Source organism: Flavobacterium sp. UBA4197 (genome assembly GCF_002379575.1).
In the GTDB taxonomy this organism is placed as follows: domain Bacteria; phylum Bacteroidota; class Bacteroidia; order Flavobacteriales; family Flavobacteriaceae; genus Flavobacterium; species Flavobacterium inviolabile.
Genome location: NZ_DFUB01000022.1, coordinates 114,006 through 129,176, shown reverse-complemented (window position 1 = coordinate 129,176; position 15,171 = coordinate 114,006). Strand labels below are relative to the sequence as shown.

Below are 15,171 nucleotides of genomic sequence, written 5' to 3'. Positions count from 1 at the left end.
ATTCCTATTTTTACATAACACGCAAATTTTAATTATACGATGTCACAAAACGTAATACTACCCGCCGCATTTATCATTGCCCTGCTTATCGGGATATGGATAGGAAAAATACTGGCTGCCGCTGCTTCCAAATCGGAGCAATCCGGACGGGACGAACGCATCAATGGCTTACTGGCTCAGGCGGAACAGCTCAAACAGCAATTCCTGCAGGAGCGCAACCAGTTTGACAGGCAGCTTACTCAATCGAATATGGAGAAAGAACAGATCCGTACGGAAAAAGATGCCCTGGCCATACAACTTTCTAAAAAAGAAGTGGATTTTGACAATCTCTGGGAACGCAATAAAGAACAAAAAGAAGAGGTTAACCAGCTGCAGGAAAAGTTTGCGAAAGAATTCGAAAATCTTGCCAACAAAATCCTGGAAGAAAAATCGACTAAGTTTACCGAACAGAATAAAGAAAACCTGAAAAACATACTGTCTCCTTTACAGGAAAAAATTCATTTGTTTGAAAAAAAGGTAGAAGACACCCATAAGGAAAGCATTGATTACCATGCGGCTTTACGCCAGCAGATTTTAGGATTACGGGAAATGAACGAACAGATGAGCAAAGAAACGCTCAACCTGACAAAAGCACTAAAAGGCGACAGCAAAATGCAGGGGAACTGGGGCGAATTGATCCTGGAAAAAGTACTGGAAAAATCGGGTCTTGAAAAAGGACGTGAATATGAAGTACAGCAAAGTTTTGTAACGGCAGCCGGCAGCCGCGTACAACCGGATGTAGTCATCAATTTACCGGATGGCAAAAAAATGGTGGTGGATTCAAAAGTATCGCTAACCGCCTACGAGCGTTTTGTAAATGAAGAAGACGAACCGGCAAAAACAGCCCACCTGAAAGAACACCTGCATTCAATCAGACGTCACGTAGAACAATTGAGCAGCAAAAATTACCACGATCTGTACCAGATGGAAAGCCCGGATTTCGTATTGCTTTTTATCCCGATGGAACCGGCTTTTGCAATAGCGCTTAACGAGGACAACACACTTTACAATAAAGCTTTCGAAAAGAATATTGTAATCGTAACACCGTCTACTTTACTGGCCACCCTGCGCACTATTGACAGTATGTGGACAAACCAAAAACAGCAGGAGAACGCCTATGAGATTGCCCGTCAGGCCGGCGCTTTATACGATAAATTCGATGGTTTTGTAACCGACCTGGTTAAAATCGGCAAAAAAATGGACGAAGCCAAAACGGAATATCAGGGCGCTATGAATAAGCTTACAGACGGTAAAGGCAACCTCATCAGCAGTGTGGAAAAATTAAAGAAAATGGGTGCCAAGGCGAAAAAATCGCTGCCCGAAAATATCCTGAACAGAGCCAATACTAATCACGAACAAAACGAATAGCACTATGGAAACCGACTACAAAAAAATAAATTCTTCGAGAATCACTATCTCAGAATTGATGCTCCCTTCCCATTCCAATTTCAGCGGAAAAATTCACGGTGGCTATATTCTTTCCCTAATGGATCAGATTGCTTTTGCCTGTGCTTCCAAATATTCCGGCCGTTACTGTGTAACCGCGTCTGTAGATACAGTGGACTTCCTGAATCCTATAGAAGTCGGGGAATTGGTTACCCTGAAAGCCTGTGTGAACTATGTGGGCAGAAGTTCGATGGTTGTCGGTATCCGTGTGGTTTCCCAAAACATTCAGACCGGAAAGGTCAAACATTGCAATTCTTCTTATTTTACGATGGTTGCCAAAGATGATACCGGTAAAAATGTAACCGCTCCGAAACCGATACTGACCAGCCTGGATGAAGTGCGCCGCTTTTACGACTCCATACGCCGCAACAATATCAGGAAAGAACATAATGACCATTTAAACCGCTTTGACCATACCACTAAAGAAGCATTGGAAGGATTATCAAATTACGGCGTACAGTTAGATATATAACTTTTTTAAACAAATTAATTAATATTGTTTAAAATAATTGTTAATTTAAAAACAAATCCACAAATACTATATATTTGTTATACAAAAACATAAACATTTGAATAACAAGTATATGAAGAAAAGCTACTTATCCCTTACAATTATTGCATTTCTGGGGGTTTTCACCTTATTCTCCTGTCAGTCCGACAGTGACGAATATGAAACGATTACGCCCACTCCAACTACTACTCCGGTCTCCCTGGATCTCAATCAGATTCCCTATCAAAAATTATCGGACTACCATTTCTTTACCGGTATTTTAAAAAATAACACACCCAATGCCCGGGTGCTGCCTTATGAAATTGCCAGCGGACTGTTTACCGATTATGCCCATAAAAAACGTTTTGTATGGATGCCCGAAGGCACCAAAGCCGTTTATGACGGCGACGGTAAAGTCCTTAAATTTCCGGTGGGAACAGCACTGGTTAAAACTTTTTACTACGACAATGTACAGCCGTCCAATGACACCCGGATTATCGAAACCCGTTTGATGGTTAAAAAAGGAGTTGACGGCAGCGGCAATGACATCTGGATCTTTGCCAATTATATCTGGAATGAAAACCAGACGGAAGCAACGCTGGATATGAACGGCAGCTATAAACCACTCACCTGGAAAGAAAACAATGTAACAAAATCGACCAACTACAGAATACCTTCCGCAACGGAATGCCTGACCTGTCATAAAAAGAATGAAAAAGCAATTCCAATTGGTCCGAAACCACAAAACCTGAATATTACCTACAACTATACGGACGGCGCCAAAAACCAGCTTACCAAATGGATGGAAAACGGTATGCTGCAATCCGGATACCCATCCAACATTGCCAGTACGGTAAACTGGCAGGATACTTCCAAACCTTTGGAACTGAGAGTACGCTCCTATATTGATATTAACTGCGCGCATTGTCATGCCGAAAACAGCCATTGCGATTACCGCCCGATGCGCTTTGCATTCAGCGAAACCGGTAATCCCGTAAATCTGGGTATTTGTGTTTCCCCTCAGGAATATATCGACAATTCGCTTACCCATATTGTAACCAGAGGAAGTTTTCAACGTTCCATGTTACATTTCAGAATGAATTCTACAGACGAAGCAAACAGAATGCCGCTTCTCGGAAGAACAATTGTACACGAAGAAGGTGTACAAATGATAGAGCAATGGATAAACTCTTTAAATCCCAACTGTCCATGATTTAGTAACCACCTACCAAAAAACAAAACAACATGAAAAAAATTACACTTTTACTATTTTTAACGTGTGCCGTCAGTGCCTTTTCCCAAAGCAACTGTCAGACGGCGCAACTGGTAAGCATCGGCACCTACACCGTTAATGCTATTGACGGATCGGAAGCACCATCCCCTATTTGCCCCCCAAACAGCAATACTGCTACTGCCGGCAAATGGTACAAATACAACGCGACCACAAACAACAGCATTACCGTATCTACCGATCTTGCCGTAAATACCGGTAAAGATACCCGTGTACACATTTACAAAGGACTTTGCGGTTCCCTGGAATGCGTGGGCGGTGATGACGATAGCGGTACCGGATATTTATCCATCGCTACGATTAACGGTACTCCGGGCACTACCTATTATATTGCTTTTGATAACCGCTGGAGTCCTGTGGGATTTGACTTTAAAATCACCGAACAGGCACCGGTAGTTCCACCGCCAACGCTTGTTAGTTTCTCTCCGGTTTCCGCTTCGCTTGCCGGTTCTTCCTATAAGAACTGTGTGGTGGATATGAATGGGGATTACCTGGACGACATTGTTGGCGTGAGCGGTTCCCAGATTAAAATTTTATACCAGAATGCTACTGGTGGGTTTACCACCGCTACCTATCCGACAACGATGGTTAACAACGTACCTTCCTGGAGTATTGCCGCAGCAGATTACGACAAAAACGGATATAACGATTTGATCTACGGAGGCGGCAGCGGGGCAACCTTTATGAAAGCCAACAGCAACGGAACAGCTTATACCGCTACTTCGTATCCTAATTATATCTTCTGCCAGCGAACCAACTTTGTGGACATTAATAACGATGGTAACCTGGATGCCTTTGTATGCCATGATGTGGATCCCAATGTTTATTTCCTGAACGACGGTAATAATAACTTTACGTTCCATCAGGGCGGTATGGGAGATCATCCCGAAGGCGGAAATTACGGCTCTATCTGGGTGGATTATGACAACGACGGAGATCCGGATTTGTTTATAGCCAAATGCCGAGGCGGGAACACTACCGCCAATATCAATGAACTGCACCGTAACGATGGTAATGGTGTTTTTACCAATGTGAGCGTTCAGGCCGGTCTTGCCGACCCTATCCAGACCTGGTCGTCAGCATGGGCCGATTTTGACAATGACGGTGATATGGATGTTTTAGTCGGAGCAAGCTCGAATGCAAACGGGATGCACAAATTAATGCGCAACAACGGCGACGGAACTTTTACCGATGTTACAGCCGGTTCCGGATACCCGCAGCTAACCAACTTAGGACAGGAAAATGTTGCCCATGATTTTAACAACGACGGTTTTGTGGATGTATTCGGAGCAGGAAACATCATCATGATCAACAACGGCAACATGACCTTTACACCACAGCCTATTGGTGTTACAAACGGTCCTATCGGCGATTTAAACAACGATGGCTTCCTGGATATCCAGAACAACGACAACGTTTATATGAATAACGGCAACAGCAACAAATGGTTAAAAATATTACTGAAAGGCGTGCAGAGCAACATTAACGGTATCGGGGCAAGAATTGAAATATTCGGTCCGTGGGGCAAACAAATCAGAGATGTAAGAAGTGGCGACGGTTTTAGAAACATGAGCTCTTTAAATGTTCATTTTGGTCTGGGAACAGCTACCGAAATTTACCAGGTAATCGTTAAATGGCCTTCCGGAACGGTAGATGTTATTAACAATCCAGCCGTAAATCAAAGCCTTATGGTGGTTGAAGGTACAGCACTTAACAATCCTGAAGTTGCCCTGGATACATTTATGATTTATCCGAACCCGGCACAGGACTTTGTTAAAGTACATTTTAACAACCTTGACAGCAGTGCGAAAAAAGCACTTTTCTATGACACAACCGGTCGTTTAGTACTGAAAGCAGCGATCCAGTCGGAACAGATTGACATCCGTACACTTTCCAAAGGAACCTATATCCTGAATATAGAAAGCACCAACGGTCAGAAATACTCAACAAAATTCATCAAGAATTAATCATAAAAAAGTCCCGAATCTTCGGGACTTTTTTTATTAAAACACGCGGACTAAATTAAAGCCGAATGCGATTTCTCCTTTGGACCAATCCCCGGTGGTTGCTCCCAGGAATCCTGCCTCATGCATGGCTCTCGAATTGGTAAAGTGCATCTGAAAAACATGCCCTCCGGTTTCAAGATCGACCCCTATTGACAACGGATTGGTGTAGATAGAATGTTTGGCACGGTTCAGGTGTGCCGCATAATCCATATTAATGGACCAGCGTTTGGTAAGCTTGTATCGTCCTCCCATTCCCAATGCAAACTGATCGTTGGACTGCGGATTGGGCAATACCACATTATTATCGGCATCCAGAAAATCCCGCAGGGTATTTTGATGAAAATAGGAGGGTGCCAGTTCCAGCGATAATCTTTCCGTAAACTTTCGGGACACTAATAACTGGGTCACATAACTGAGTCGGTTCTCAAATTTCAGATTCGGAAAATCGTCTTTCTTTAATTCCGAATTGATCGCCAGGCTGTTAAACCCAACCAGAGTTACCGGGAAGCCATTTTTTTCCTGTGACATCAGTCTGTATTTCAGCGCCATTTCATAGGTTTTTTCAAAACCGCTTCTGGACACATGTGCCGTTAGCCAGTTATTGATTCCATATACAAACTTAATCTGGGTGTTTGCATCGTCCATTCCAAAAAAGTCGGAAAACCCGTTTTTAACATACGAAAAACGGTGCGCCACTATAAAATAAAAGTCGCCTTTCGAGGCTAATTTTGTAGATTCCAGATTGACAATTTTCAAAGACTTAAAAACAGCTTCAACTTTATTATCCGTTTTTACGGTATCAATCTGAGAAAGTAAATCATCTTGCGCAAAGGAGCAGAAAGGCAATAAGCATAAGGTGAGTAAGGTTTTTTTCATATAATTACTTTTTTGGGTATAATGGTTATACTTATCTATACGATGATTTTGGTGTTTCGGACGGCAATGGTCTGTATTTTATTTTACAACAGAACCTTCATCCATTTTCAATTCACCCAGCAGGTCATCATAGCCGATAAATCTCCCTTTCACATTTACATTGGATAACAGCATCATTTCACCTTCTTTAATTTTATCCTTAAAAACAATAAAAAGCTTTTCATCAATAATAACAGAATTGGTTTCCAAATCCATACCCGTTACTTTCCCGTATACTTCTATAGCCTTGTCCAGGTATTTTTCGTTGGCTTTGGTTTCGTTGGTTTTAAATTCTTCAAAAATAGAATTTGCCGTAACCAGATAGCTTTGTTTTTCAGAGGCAATATCACGATGTCCCTGATACAAATACGAATAAGCACCAAAGCCCAAAAGAGCCAGAATAACGAGGATTATTATTATTTTACCTTTTCTCATAATAATTATTTTAATATCACAAAATTAACAATATTATTTTCTATAATTTAAATTTTTAATCATAACTTTAACTAAATAATTGCAATAACAATGAAATTCACAAAAATACTTTTTATCTCATTTCTATTTGTATTGTTAGCCGGCTGTACCAATGAAACCGACTCCAATCTTGTGGGAACCGATACCAATACCGGTCCTGTAACCTACGCCAATAGCGTTAAAAGTATTATTGACAATAATTGTATTTCCTGCCATGGAACCGTGCCGTCAAATGGCGCTCCAATGTCGTTAACCACCTATGCCGATGTTAAAAATGCCGTACTGAACAGAGGGTTGATCGACAGGATCACACGGGCGCAGGGAGCACCGGGAATGATGCCGAATGGCGGAACCCGGCTGCCGCAAACTTCGATTAATAAAATTATAGAATGGAATAATACCGGTCTTGTAGAACAGTAAAACACCCTAAATCATGAAAAGAGCACTATTTGTTTTCGCACTACTCCTCTCTTTTGGTTCTTTATCCGCACAATCTAAAAAAGTGACCAAAACCGGGGAAATAACTTTTGAAGCCTCTGTTCCTGCCTTTGAAGAAGTAAAAGCGAACAGCCGCAACGCCACTTTTGTATTGAATACGGACACCGGCGAAATTGCCAGCCTTATTCTGGTAAAAAGCTTTCGTTTCAAGATTGCACTTATGGAAGAACATTTTAATGAAAATTACATTGAAAGCGACCGTTATCCCAAAGCGACTTTTAAAGGGAAAATCGATAATTTCAAGCTGAGCGCCCTATCGGAATCTGCGAAAGACTTTGCCATCAGAGGAAAACTGGAATTACACGGAAAAACGAAGGATGTGATCATACCCGCCAAGATACAGAAGAGCGGTGAAGACATCGTTATCAATGCCGCATTTAATGTGAATGTAGACGATTTCGGAATTGACATTCCCAGCATTGTGAGCAAAAAAGTTTCTAAAAATGTGAATATCACGATCAACAGTACGCTAAAATAAAAGCTTTGTTATAGCTCCCAATAAAAAAGGCATCCCGGTTTATGGGATGCCTTTCACTTTTTAACGATTACTTATTCTTCTTTTTCGATTTCGTTTTTTTCTTGCCTTTGGCTTTCTCTTTATCCTTTTTTAAACCGGTTAATTCCATTTTCTCTTTGATACGCTTTTCCGTATCGGAAATAAAATAATGTAAATCGGAATTATACGAATGCAGCTTTACTTCTTTCAAAACCGCTTTGGCTTGCTTGAAGTCTCTTTTTCTTTCCAGAAACATTACTTTCTTTAACAGAATTTCCGCTTTATTACAGCCTTTAATTGTTAAGGCGAAATCAATTAGTTTCCCGGCCTGCTCGTAATCTTCATTGATCAGAAGCGTATCAATAAAATACGGATAAACCTCCAGTGCGTTAATGTTTTCTGACAGCGCCTGTTCAAAGTACATTTTTGCGCTTTCATAATCATATAACTGCTCTGCATGCAGTCGGCCGAAAAGGCACAATGCCATTGTATTCTTTTCGTCGTATGACAAGGCATAGCCTAATGATTCTACTGTTTCTTCCAGATAAGAAGGATAGGCATCCATAGCCTGAAACAAAAACTTATCTAATTTATCTGTTTTCATTCGATATAGTTTTGCAAATTATTTTTTAATTGTTGCCGGGTGGTTTTATAGCTTTTATCCGTTTTTTGTTTTTTAAAATCGGTTCCGCTAAACACCCGTTTGGGATTTCCTCTTTCAATTTGGAGCTGGTTTTCCCATTGTTGGTTCACTTCTTCTTTTAGCTGTTCCAGAGTTGCCGCTTCCAGTTTTTGGATCAAGCGTTCGGTCGCTGTTTTTTTATTCTGATGCTGCGAACGGCTTTCCATTGCCACTGCCGCAATGCCCGTAGGAACATGAACGGCACGAACGGCAGAGCTCACTTTGTTCACATGCTGCCCTCCGGCTCCGGAGCTTCGCATGGCCTGGTACTTAATATCTGTATACGAAATCTGCGCTTTCGCGGATTGCCGTACTTCAAAAATTCCGATAAACCAATTCTTTCTTTTGTGCATTTTCCGGAACTGGCTCTGTCCGATCCATTGAATCGTTCCAATCCATGAGTCTGCAAATTCAGCACTTCCGGATCCCTCTACAAGCACTGTGGCCGTATTGACCGTCCCGTTTTCCTGTCCGGATTCCCGTTGCAGCACTCTGGCTTCCATCCCCTTTTCTTTTGCCTCTTCCAGTACTTTTTTAAGTACCTGGGCGGCCACCCAGGAACATTCTTCCGGACCTCTTCCGGAAGTTATCTGTATGATCCTTTCCATTGTTGTATCGCTTTTAAAAGCTTCTCTCTGTTTTTTGCGTCTTTAATAAATCCCGGCAGACTGGCCACCATTGTTTTACCACCGTTATACTGGCTGTTTCTTTCTCTTAAATCAGCAGCAATATAACGTTCCATATATCCGATATGCGCTTCGTTATACGCCCAGAATATATTTCCCTTCACAGCGGTCTGAAACCATAATTCCGTATTAAAGCAGCATTCCCTGTAATTATTTTCATCGGTCACAAATTGCATATACACTTCCACTATTTTGGGTTTAAAGGCTTTTATCTCATTGCAGCTGCCGCATTTTAAGCGTACCGTTTCCGGTTTTTCATTTAAAAGCTGCGATTCATAGTTAACCTTTTTGCTATTGTTACAGCAATACTGATCCACAACGGCCTTATATTTAATCATGCCGCCCTGCTGTGAAAAGTGGCAGTGCCTGCATGCTAAAATTTTAGTGTAGCCGTAACCTTTTTTCCCGTCAGGTTTTTTTGTAACGCTTGCCTGTTTATGGCATTTGGGACATTTAACAGCTATAGCTTCTGTGAAATTATAGCTTCTCTTATTTTCGTCTTGAAATCGTTTCATGTTTTTCGGTTTTAAAACCGGTCTGATTCGGAAATCAGACCAGTTCTGTTATCGGTCCATTCTAACAATTTTAGGCGTAAATGTGCCCAAAACCGTTACCAGTTCCTGCTGGTTGTCCATTACTTTCATGATGTCTTTATAAGCCATTGGCGCTTCGTCTATTCCGCCGCCAATGAGCGCTACATCATGTTTCCGGAGCTCCTTTTTAATATCGCTCTGCGTAAAAGTGGTTTTGCACTTTGCTCTCGAAAACAATCTTCCGGCGCCGTGTGAAGCCGAATTCAGACTGGCTGCATTGCCTTTTCCCATCACGATATAACCGGGGGCTGTCATCGAACCGGGAATAATCCCCAATTGTCCTTCGGCAGCCGGTGTCGCTCCTTTCCGGTGAACGATACACTCTTTTCCCTGATGCATTTCTTTCCAGGCAAAATTGTGATGGTTCTCTATTGTCGCCACTACTCTTTTGCCTAATATTTTCGCGATTCTTCTATGGATATCGTCATGGCAGGCTTTCGCATAATCACCGGCTAAATTCATAGCACTCCAGTATTCCTGCCCGTCATGGGTATTCAGATCCAGCCATGCCAGATGCTGTACATTTTTAGGCAACGGACATTGTTTGCCTGCCAGATAGGTATACTGTTTGGCGATATTGGCGCCCAGTCCGCGGGAACCGCTGTGGGATAAAACGGCAAAATACTCACCGGCTTCTATTTTCCATTCCTGTAGCGGATGGGCAATGTTTACAATCCCGAATTCTACAAAGTGATTCCCGCCGCCGGAAGTTCCCAGCTGTTTGTAAGCCTTATCCAACAGAGCTTTCACAAAAGGAATTTCTTTAAACTCCGGTCTGGAAAACACCTCATGATCGGCTTTGATCGCATGGGTTTCATACATCCCGAATTTGGTATGTTCTTTCAGGATTGCCTGTAGCTGCAACTCTTTTCCTTTCAGAAACGCAGCCGGCAGATCGAAGATGGACAGACTCATCCGGCAGCCAATATCGACCCCCACTCCATAAGGAATCACGGCGTTTTCTGTTGCCAGCACCCCGCCGATTGGCAGGCCGTAACCGGAATGTGCATCCGGCATTAAAGCACCTGCAACGGCTATTGGCAATTTTAAAGCATCATAAAGCTGAAACTTTGCCTGTTCGTCAATTTCATTTTCTCCAAAAATCGTGAACGGTGCCCGTGTTGTACGCAGCTGCTGCATTCTGACGGCTACCGGATTTACCAATCCTTCTGCAACCTTTCCCCAGGTGCCGTGGTTTTTGAACTTTTCAGGAGCAAGCAATACCGCTTTTGCTTCCGTTAAAATGCTCTCTTTTTTTTCTCTTTTCCGATATCTGTTGATTTGCCCTAAGGCTATATTGATACTATTGTTTTTAGGAAAACCCAATTTTATAAGGTCTTTCCCGGATAATTTATTTCCCATTTTTATAAACTTTGATTTTTTTGGTGCGAAATCATCCGATACTGCCATTCATCGGGAATGGCAAAAATGATTTTGCGGACTATTATCCAAACGGATAAATAAGGTTCAAAAACCGGAAGCTTTGAAGTATAAAAAGTATACAAAAAAGCCCGAAACTAATTGTCTTCGGGCTTTACATATCCTGGAAAGAAAATTTCTACGATTGTGAGCCACGAAGAACAGCCACATCATTTTGCTTTGATGCCTGACTGATAGATAATGATTTGATTACAAACATTTTTCTTCGTTTTTTAAAGGTTATTAATATTTCACTGTGCAAATTTTGTAAAATGTTTTTGACATTTCCTAATTTTTTAAAAAAAATCATTAAAACAAAAATACAAATACCTGATTTAAAAATAGTTGTGCCATTAAATAATTACCACAATTTTAGCTTAATTACAAAAATTATCGCTTATACTGCCGGAAAATTTCATGTTGTCCGGAGCATCACCGCCCGATATGCCATTCGTATAATCCGGAAAGAATCCGGTCTTTTTTGTAGTCAAAAAGAAAAATGTAATTCTAAAACAGTTATTTTAGTACCTTAAAACAGCAACCCAATACTGTACCCGTGAAACAAATTACAGCTCCTTTATTTTTAGCAATACTGCTCTCTTTTCAATTCGCCTTTTCTCAAAAAAAACCGGGTCTGTCCAAAAAACTCGAAACCAAAATAGACAGCCTTATCCGTACTGAATTTAACGATCAAAATGGTCCGGGAGGCGTATTTGTGGTTACCCAGAAAGGCAAAAGTTTATACCGTAAAGCCTTTGGAAAAGCCAATCTTGAACTGGATGTGAACATGACACCGGAAAATGTTTTCCAGATAGGTTCGATGACCAAACAATTTACAGCTGTAGCCATTTTGATGCTGGAAGAACAGGGAAAACTAAATGTTAACGATGCTGTTTCAAAATATAGCAAAGACTATCCATCGGGAGATAAAATAACGATTCATCACCTGCTCACGCATACTTCGGGTATTAAGGAATTTACTAAAATGAAATCCCTTTTATCAATTGCGCAAAAAGAGATGAAACCGGAAATGGTGGTCGATTTTTTTAAAAACGAAGCGGTTGATTTTGCACCGGGTGAAAAGTTTGAGTACAACAATTCCGGCTATGTCCTGTTAGGTTATATTATTGAGCAGGCTTCCGGGGAAACCTATGAAAATTTCCTCAAAAAGAATATTTTTGACAAAATCGGAATGACGCATACGTATTATGCTACCGATCGTCAGATCATCCCTAAAAGGGCATACGGATACCATAAAAAAGAACACGGATATGTGAACAGAACCGTAATCAGCTTTAGCATTCCGTTTGCATCAGGCGCATTAATGTCTACTGTTGATGATATGCTGAAATGGCAAAATGCGTTAAACCAAAATGTTTTACTGAATTCGACGGAGACCAAAAAAGCTTTTCAGAAATACCCGTTAAACAATGGTGAAACCTTCTCTTATGGATACGGATGGCACCTTAAAGACATTGACGGAACGCCTACAAGAGAACATGGCGGAAGTCTTTTCGGATTTAAAAGCATGGGCGTTTATATCCCGGGTGAGGATATTTATGTGATAGGATTTAGCAATTGCGACTGCCATTCTCCAACGGAGATTACCCGGAATATTGCCAAAGTGGTTCTGGAAAATGAAAAAAAGTAACCCGGAAATAACCGGAATTTATTAGCAAAAGAAGATCCTGTTCTTTTGATACCCTGATGCTCCTTCAAAAAAATTAACAATAACTTGGGATTTTAAAGAGGCATAATATTTACCTTTATTTTTTGTAAAACACATATATACATAACCATATTTATTATGCCTACTGACTGTATCAGCTATCAAGAATCCAATTATTTTTCGAAGTTAATTGTTGATTATTTAGATAAAAAAACAGAAACACAGTCCTTATACCATCGTTTTCCTTCTCTGGAAAATTTCAAATTACAACTCGAAGAAAAAGGAAATAATTTCAATCCGGCTCACAGAAATACTTTAGCGGCCGTTCTTGAAGAACAATATCGTTCCGTGAATACTTCGGAAGCAACCCGGCAGCATATTGCTCTTTTAAAAGAAGTCAATACTTTTACCATAACAACAGGACATCAGTTAAATTTATTTACCGGTCCGCTGTATTTTCTTTATAAGATTGTTTCGACCATCAATTTAGCCAAAGAATTAAAAGCAGCCTATCCCGATTATAATTTTGTACCGGTATATTGGATGGCTACCGAAGATCATGATTTTGAAGAAATCAATTATTTCAATTTCAAAAACAAAAAGATCAAATGGAATAAAGAAAGCCACGGTCCTGTAGGCCGTCTTTCGACGGAAGGACTGGAAAATGTTTTTGATGTTTTTTCGAAAGAACTGGGTATCGGGGATCATGCAGAATATTTACGCCAGCTATTTAAAAACGCTTATCTGAAACAGGATAACCTGGCAGATGCCACCCGTTTTTTAGCCAACGAATTGTTCCGGGAACAGGGATTGGTGATTATTGATGCCGATAACGCATCCTTAAAAAAACTGTTTGTCCCGTATCTCAAAAAGGAATTACTGGAACAATATGCTTTCGGGAAAGTAACCGAAACTGCCGGGTTACTCAAATCCTATACGGTTCAGGTAAATCCGCGCGAAATCAACTTATTCTATATAGAGGACAATTTAAGGGAACGTATTGTTTTTGAAAACGGGAAATATATCGTGAACACCACTTCCCGCACTTTTACGGAAAGCGAGCTGCTAACCGAGCTGGAAAGTCATCCCGAAAAATTCAGTCCCAATGTTATCATGCGACCGTTGTATCAGGAGGTTATTTTACCCAACCTTTGCTATATTGGCGGAGGCGGTGAACTGGCATACTGGTTTGAGCTGAAATCCCTTTTTGAAGCGTCTAATGTTACTTTTCCGATCTTGTTATTACGGAATTCCGCTTTGATCGCAACGGTAAAACAAGCTCAGAAAGCTGACAATTTACAATTGAGCTGGTCCGATTTATTCACCAGACAAGGTGAATTGGTTACCGCTAAAACCAAAGCATTTTCGGAATTTACAATTGATTTTACCGAACAGAAAAATCACCTGTCGCAACAGTTTAAAAACCTGATGGATATGGCAAACAGAACAGATGCTTCCTTTTACGGTGCTGTAAAAGCACAGGAAACGAAGCAGGTAAAAGGATTGGAAAACCTGGAAAAACGCTTGTTAAAAGCCGAAAAACGCCAGCATGAAGAAAAGCTGCGCCGCATCACCGATTTACAGAACGAATTGTTTCCCAACCAGAGTTTACAGGAGCGTTTTGCTAACTTTTCGGAGTTTTATCTGGAATTTGGCCCGGCCTTAAACGACGCTTTACTAAAACAATTAAAACCACTGGAACAGGAATTTTCGGTTTTAGTTTTATAAGGCTGTTGCTGTTTTTATAACTTTTCTGAACGAAATAACAATTTCAGCAATACGAAATCGGTTTTATTTATTTTAAAAATACTACTTTTGCAAAAAATTTAAACAAATCAAAATGGCAACGAATAGAACATTCACTATGATTAAGCCTGATGCTGTTGAAAAAGGACACATCGGAGGAATTATTAACATGATTACTGAAGCTGGTTTCAGAATCGTATCTATGAAATTAACGCAATTAACTGTAGCTGACGCTCAGAAATTTTACGCTGTTCACAGTGAAAGACCTTTCTACGGAGAATTAGTGGAGTTCATGTCAAGAGGACCAATCGTTGCTGCTATCTTAGAAAAAGATAACGCTGTTGAGGCTTTCAGAACTTTAATTGGTGCTACAAACCCAGCTGAAGCTGCTGAAGGAACTATCCGTAAAAAATATGCTACTTCTATTGGAGAAAATGCTGTTCACGGATCTGACAGTGATGAAAATGCTGCTATTGAAGGTGCTTTCCATTTTGCAGGAAGGGAGCAATTCTAATACAAGATACCTTATATTTAAAAGGCTGTTCGATGAACAGCCTTTTTTTATTCCTTTTACTTTCCCACAGCACCATCGCTATTAATAACACGGGTCACTTTCTTGTTGTTTTTTATTAATTATACAATATAACTGTTAAAAACGGGTAGTTATACGCTATAATACGTTTTTTCAAGGCGCTACTTTTACCTAAAACCTTAGCATCTG

General features: G+C 40.7%; 15 protein-coding genes. 9 read left to right on the top strand and 6 right to left on the bottom strand.

Translation table 11 applies throughout. The features are described 5' to 3' along the window. Positions 1-39 precede the first annotated feature (39 nt). From rmuC to B3394_RS13090, 4 genes are all read left to right on the top strand, one after another. Complete coding sequence (gene rmuC / locus B3394_RS13105; RefSeq protein ID WP_286925344.1) at positions 40-1,407, top strand: DNA recombination protein RmuC; 1,368 nt, start codon at positions 40-42, stop codon at positions 1,405-1,407. A gap of 4 nt (positions 1,408-1,411) precedes the next feature. Then, positions 1,412-1,957 carry an acyl-CoA thioesterase gene (locus B3394_RS13100; protein ID WP_177733085.1) on the top strand — a complete coding sequence of 182 codons (546 nt, stop codon included), beginning with the start codon at positions 1,412-1,414 and terminating at the stop codon, positions 1,955-1,957. Positions 1,958-2,069: 112 nt separating this feature from the next. Continuing rightward, positions 2,070-3,188, top strand: a complete 1,119-nt coding sequence (locus tag B3394_RS13095) for a hypothetical protein (protein ID WP_177733084.1) — start codon at positions 2,070-2,072, stop codon at positions 3,186-3,188. Between the two features lie 32 nt (positions 3,189-3,220). After that, on the top strand, positions 3,221-5,233 hold the full coding sequence (locus B3394_RS13090) for an FG-GAP-like repeat-containing protein (RefSeq protein ID WP_286925332.1): 2,013 nt from the start codon (positions 3,221-3,223) through the stop codon (positions 5,231-5,233). Positions 5,234-5,269: 36 nt separating this feature from the next. Here the strand turns inward: B3394_RS13090 and B3394_RS13085 are convergent, their stop codons facing one another. Both B3394_RS13085 and B3394_RS13080 read right to left on the bottom strand, forming a co-directional pair. Further along, positions 5,270-6,148: a DUF5777 family beta-barrel protein gene (locus tag B3394_RS13085; protein WP_286925327.1), complete on the bottom strand. Its 879-nt coding sequence runs from the start codon at positions 6,146-6,148 to the stop codon at positions 5,270-5,272. Positions 6,149-6,226: 78 nt separating this feature from the next. After that, positions 6,227-6,622: an OB-fold protein gene (locus tag B3394_RS13080; RefSeq protein ID WP_177733077.1), complete on the bottom strand. Its 396-nt coding sequence runs from the start codon at positions 6,620-6,622 to the stop codon at positions 6,227-6,229. Between the two features lie 90 nt (positions 6,623-6,712). Here B3394_RS13080 and B3394_RS13075 point away from each other — a divergent pair, with 90 nt between their 5' ends. After that, on the top strand, positions 6,713-7,081 hold the full coding sequence (locus B3394_RS13075; RefSeq protein ID WP_177733075.1) for a c-type cytochrome: 369 nt from the start codon (positions 6,713-6,715) through the stop codon (positions 7,079-7,081). A gap of 13 nt (positions 7,082-7,094) precedes the next feature. After that, positions 7,095-7,637: a YceI family protein gene (locus B3394_RS13070; RefSeq protein WP_286925268.1), complete on the top strand. Its 543-nt coding sequence runs from the start codon at positions 7,095-7,097 to the stop codon at positions 7,635-7,637. A 67-nt stretch (positions 7,638-7,704) separates the two neighbouring features. On the opposite strand, the gene B3394_RS13065 is transcribed toward B3394_RS13070, so the two are convergent. From B3394_RS13065 to B3394_RS13050, 4 genes are read right to left on the bottom strand one after another with little or no spacing between them, the layout of a single operon-like run. Beyond that, entirely contained in the window at positions 7,705-8,259 is a 555-nt protein-coding gene (locus B3394_RS13065) for a hypothetical protein (protein WP_286925244.1), read from the bottom strand. Continuing rightward, a complete protein-coding gene (prfH, locus tag B3394_RS13060) occupies positions 8,256-8,945 on the bottom strand; it encodes a peptide chain release factor H (protein ID WP_286925243.1) in 690 nt (229 codons plus the stop codon). The genes B3394_RS13065 and prfH overlap by 4 nt, the downstream gene beginning before the upstream one ends. Continuing rightward, positions 8,924-9,538, bottom strand: a complete 615-nt coding sequence (locus tag B3394_RS13055) for a hypothetical protein (RefSeq protein WP_286925199.1) — start codon at positions 9,536-9,538, stop codon at positions 8,924-8,926. The genes prfH and B3394_RS13055 overlap by 22 nt, the downstream gene beginning before the upstream one ends. Positions 9,539-9,586: 48 nt before the next feature. Continuing rightward, a complete protein-coding gene (locus B3394_RS13050; RefSeq protein WP_286925192.1) occupies positions 9,587-10,978 on the bottom strand; it encodes an RtcB family protein in 1,392 nt (463 codons plus the stop codon). 613 nt (positions 10,979-11,591) lie between these two features. Here B3394_RS13050 and B3394_RS13045 point away from each other — a divergent pair. The 3 genes from B3394_RS13045 to B3394_RS13035 all read left to right on the top strand — a co-directional run bounded on the left by B3394_RS13045 (position 11,592) and on the right by B3394_RS13035 (position 14,964). Next, on the top strand, positions 11,592-12,686 hold the full coding sequence (locus B3394_RS13045; RefSeq protein ID WP_286925188.1) for a serine hydrolase domain-containing protein: 1,095 nt from the start codon (positions 11,592-11,594) through the stop codon (positions 12,684-12,686). 156 nt (positions 12,687-12,842) lie between these two features. Then, on the top strand, positions 12,843-14,432 hold the full coding sequence (gene bshC / locus B3394_RS13040; protein WP_286925170.1) for a bacillithiol biosynthesis cysteine-adding enzyme BshC: 1,590 nt from the start codon (positions 12,843-12,845) through the stop codon (positions 14,430-14,432). Positions 14,433-14,544: 112 nt separating this feature from the next. After that, positions 14,545-14,964, top strand: a complete 420-nt coding sequence (locus tag B3394_RS13035; RefSeq protein WP_177733059.1) for a nucleoside-diphosphate kinase — start codon at positions 14,545-14,547, stop codon at positions 14,962-14,964. Positions 14,965-15,171 lie beyond the last annotated feature (207 nt).